Here is a 1,968-nt window from a genome sequence, read left to right as displayed (position 1 = left end):
ATCCCTTCCTTGCTGGACATCCAATTCTTTTCCAACATATTTGTAAGGAACTGAGTAGTAGCTATAGTCAATATAAACATGGCAGTCCCGATAAACCTTTCTTTTTCCACATAGAGCAATTTCAAAGTAATCTTTGGTGACTGGTTTAAGGGCCTTTTTTTCTTTCTCCTCAAAGAGTTCTCTTGGGATTTTTCTTGTCGTCCCATGGACGCGTTGGTTACATTTTTCGTCTAACCATTTTCTGAGCTCTTTGTCGAGATGGTCTCCATCTGTAAAATTCCTTCCAGCGAAGAAGTTGTTCTTAACATATTTTATTCCAGATTCTGTCTTTCCCTTTTCTTGAGGTTTTCTCACTCGGCAAGGGAGGGGGTCAAAACCATAGTGTTCTGAGAAGGCCTTATACTGGATTTGATGAATCGGCTCATAGAAATGAGCTTCTAAAATCGCTGCTTTAAGGTTATCGATCTTGATCGATGCTGGAACACCTCCGAAGTAGTTAAAGGCATTGATATGACACTGTATAAAAGTTGCTACAGTCTGATCATATACTTTCTCAAAATAATCTAACCGTGAGTAACTTAGCCTCATATTAAAGACCCATGTCTTCCTTGACTTCCCTTGGTTATCGAGGGTCTTTCCAAAGTATCCAAAATCAACTTGTCCCTCTTCCCCTGGCTCGGCATGAAATCGGATTGTGATGTCTTCCCTTTTTTTTATCTTACCAACGTATCCTTTGACAGTGGGGTAAGCGGCACAGCATCCTTGAGCTTTTAACTCTTCATGGATCCTTACACTCGACAAGTCCATCTCTAAAAGCTCAAGGATTTTCTCCCTGTATGGATCTAAAAGACTCTTTCTAGGCTTCTTATCTGGTTTTGACTTTCCCTGCTCTAATGCTTTAATGACATTATGAACCGTTTTCCAGTCATGGTTGGTAAGGCGGCTAATTTCCGACTTATTTTTCCCCTGCTTCCAAAGAGTTTGTATTGTTATGCACATATTTAATCCTAGCATTATATCCTCATAAAATGTTTACAAAAACATATTAAAAGGGTTTTCATTGACTAAATCAAACTACAATTTCAGTTTAATCAGATGAGCTATTTTCCCTGACCAATCCCTGACTTTTTTTAGCGGTCCTGGTTATAGATGTCAATGCTACCCTCCGGTTCGCACACTCAGCATTGACATCTATAACCGACGGCCCGCTTACATTCAGTGAGGGATTGGTTGCGGGAAAATCAGTCCCATCTTTCCTATTCCTGTTGCCTCAACCAGCTCCTAAATCCTATTTTTTCGCCGATCGTCAGACTATGGAATTTATCTCATCGATTGCTATGGAATTTATTTTATCTTTGACACAACCCATCGAAAACCATTTCAAACATGTAAAAGACTATCGCCGCCCCGGGTCAATGAAGCATCAATTATTACATATTCTCTTTTTTACTCTATGTGCTGTTACGGCAGGTGCTAATGACCTGGTCGGTGTTCACACATGGATAGAGAGCAATAAGTCTTGGTTGCAAAAGCTGTTTAAGCTAGAACATGGAGCCCCTTCCCTTTCTACATTACGCATCACATACATGTTATTGGACCCGGTTTCTCTTTCCGAGTGCTTTGTTAACTGGGTGAAAGATATGATTGGTGAAGGAAATCTTAGAGGCATTTGTATCAATGGCAAAGCGCAGAGAGCGACAGCATTGCCAGATGAGCCTAATTCTTTTGTACATATAGTAAGCGCTTGGGCTACAGGCCATGGGCTCACACTAGGACAGCAAAAAGTCGATGGCAAATCAAATGAGATTACTGCCATCCCTAAGCTCTTAGATCTTATTGATATAAAAGGAACTGTTGTCACAATAGAAGGGCCTTGTTCACCTTTTCGCATTGTGACAAGAAGCTGTCACAACAAGTTGTCTCTCAAAGAGAAGAGACCATCTCTACAGTGAGATGAATCTAGGGTTC

The 1,968-nt window shown here is 40.7% G+C and carries 2 protein-coding genes; one reads left to right on the top strand and one right to left on the bottom strand.

Annotated elements, in window-relative coordinates; genetic code table 11:
* Positions 1-999 (bottom strand): IS21 family transposase (istA, locus tag NEPTK9_RS09420; protein ID WP_194848578.1); only part of this gene is annotated, 999 nt, incomplete at its 3' end.
* A gap of 314 nt (positions 1,000-1,313) precedes the next feature.
* On the opposite strand from istA, the gene NEPTK9_RS09415 reads away from it, so the two are divergent.
* Complete coding sequence (locus tag NEPTK9_RS09415; RefSeq protein WP_194848577.1) at positions 1,314-1,952, top strand: ISAs1 family transposase; 639 nt, start codon at positions 1,314-1,316, stop codon at positions 1,950-1,952.
* Positions 1,953-1,968: the final 16 nt, after the last annotated feature.

This window comes from Candidatus Neptunochlamydia vexilliferae, from assembly GCF_015356785.1.
Classification (GTDB): Bacteria; Chlamydiota; Chlamydiia; order Chlamydiales; family Simkaniaceae; genus Neptunichlamydia; species Neptunichlamydia vexilliferae.
Note: the sequence above shows the minus strand (reverse complement) of the source record. Positions and strands in the feature narration are given on the sequence as shown.

Coding starts and splice junctions, on each gene's coding strand:
- NEPTK9_RS09415 (WP_194848577.1), top strand. CDS start 1,314: ATGGAATTTATCTCATCGATTGCTATGGAATTTATTTTATCTTTGACA.